Source organism: Streptomyces gardneri, from assembly GCF_006539185.1.
GTDB lineage: Bacteria > Actinomycetota > Actinomycetes > Streptomycetales > Streptomycetaceae > Streptomyces > Streptomyces gardneri.
Map to the genome: position 1 here is coordinate 1 of NZ_BJMN01000128.1, position 1,774 is coordinate 1,774.

Below are 1,774 nucleotides of genomic sequence, written 5' to 3' on the forward strand. Positions count from 1 at the left end.
CTACGCTGCCATGCAGTGTCTACTCCAGCCGTCATAGATTTTCGTGCCCGCCGAGGAGAGCCTTTGGAGCTGACGGGCCCACGCGGAGAGCATCCACGGTGAGTGCTCTTCTCGACCGGTAGTCCTCCCGGTCGAGAGAACGGGACGACCGGTGCATAAAATCGGCTCTCATGTCGAAGCCTGACGAGCTGCTCGTTGACGTCGCCGCCTTGGTGGAGTCCGGGCAGAGCAATCAGATGTCCCTGACCGTGGTCACCGGTGGTGCTGTCATCACCGGTCGGCTGGCTCCCGAAGCCGTGTGGAGGCAGCGGGTGTCGGAGGTCCTGACGGACTCGGCCCGCTTGGGCGAGTTCTCCGCCGTTTTCACCGCCACGACACCCCAAGAGGGGCCGCCCACCCATCTGCACTTCCATGTGGCCCGCATCCTTCAGGGCACGGTGGGGATCCCGGAGACAGGTGGGATGTATCGCGTCTCGATCGCGGATGTCAGTGCCTGGACCATGGGCGACTTCAGCTACTCCGACCACTGACCCGACATTCGCGTAGCCCCCGGTATACGGGAGGGCCCGACCGGCGCGTGCCGGTCGGGCCCTCCTCGCTGTTCGGGTGTCGGCTTGCGCCGGTCCTGTCCGTCAGACGGGCACCGGGATGCCGAGCATCGCGGAGGCCTGCTGGAGCGGGCCGAGGACGCGCGTGGGCACGGCGGCCCGGGGGAGGCCCCGGCAGGTGAACCCGAGCTGGTTCATGGCCCGGAGGACTTCACCGGCGCTGAAGTCACGGCGGTCCTGCCGAGTGATGACCTGGCCGACCTGCTTCACGGGGTAGTTACGGCGCCCGATGATCACGGACTCGCCGACGACCTGCTCGGGCTTGATGCCCTTCATCGACTCCAGGACACCGCTCTTGGTCAGGTCGAACGGGAAACGGGCGATGACACAGCGCATGTTGCCTCACAGGAAGGAGAAAAGGGGGACGGTCGTGCCGTGGTGAGGCTGTTCAGCGGGCAAGGGCGAGGACGCCCCGAGCACTGCCCTGGTCATCGACGACCGGCAGGGCATCGAGCCGGCGGTAGCGCATCGCGTGTTCGGCTTCGGCCACCGTGGTCACGGGTGAGGCGACCGGCCCGCGGTCCCCCAGCAGGTCGCGGAGACGGACCCGGTCGGTGTACGCCGTGCTGTCGCGGATGGCGGTGAGCTGGGCCTGCGTGACCAGCCCGGTGCACAGGCCGTCCTCGTCGCAGACGAGCAGATGACCCGCGCGGGCGCCGGCCATGACGGCCAGGGCCACCTCGACCGTCATGTCGTCACAGACCTGTGGACCGTCCGCCTCCATCGCGTCGTCCACCGTCCGGTGCACAGGGTTGGTGTTCGCCGAGCGGGGCTGCATCTGGACCAGCGTCAAAACGTGCCTCCTGCAGAGATGGGTCAGTTTCCTGATCACGTGGTTCTCAGGCCGCCGCATCGAAGGCGGACTGCCGCACGCTCACGCGCCGGACGGTCGAAGCGGGCCGACGCCTGCCACGGGAGGCCGCGCCGCGCTTGGCGCGTTCGACGACCGGTGCGGTGATGACGACGGGGACACCGGAGGGGGCCTGGGCGCCGGTGATCCGGTTCAGGGCCTCTTCGCCGGAGCGGACCTGGGTGGTCTGCGGGGTGATGCCGGCGGCCTGCATGAGGCGGGTCATGTCGCGGCGCTGGTTGGGGGTGACGAGGGTGACGACGCTGCCGGACTCGCCCGCGCGGGCGGTGCGGCCGCCGCGGTGGAGGTAGTCCTT

At 68.8% G+C, this 1,774-nt stretch carries 3 protein-coding genes and 1 pseudogene; 1 reads left to right on the plus strand and 3 read right to left on the minus strand.

The features are described from left to right. The first annotated feature begins 170 nt into the window (after window positions 1-170). On the plus strand, window positions 171-530 hold the full coding sequence (locus SGA01_RS40675; protein ID WP_141303456.1) for a hypothetical protein: 360 nt from the start codon (window positions 171-173) through the stop codon (window positions 528-530). Window positions 531-632: 102 nt separating this feature from the next. On the opposite strand, the gene SGA01_RS40680 is transcribed toward SGA01_RS40675, so the two are convergent. The 3 genes and pseudogenes from SGA01_RS40680 to SGA01_RS40690 form a co-directional block, all read right to left on the minus strand. Beyond that, the gene (locus SGA01_RS40680) at window positions 633-944 is read right to left on the minus strand and encodes an SCO5918 family protein (protein ID WP_141303458.1); all 312 of its coding nucleotides are present in this window, start codon (window positions 942-944) and stop codon (window positions 633-635) included. A gap of 52 nt (window positions 945-996) precedes the next feature. Then, window positions 997-1,401: a CBS domain-containing protein gene (locus SGA01_RS40685; protein ID WP_141303460.1), complete on the minus strand. Its 405-nt coding sequence runs from the start codon at window positions 1,399-1,401 to the stop codon at window positions 997-999. Between the two features lie 46 nt (window positions 1,402-1,447). Beyond that, window positions 1,448-1,774 (minus strand): annotated as a pseudogene (locus SGA01_RS40690) (DEAD/DEAH box helicase); the annotation flags it as partial.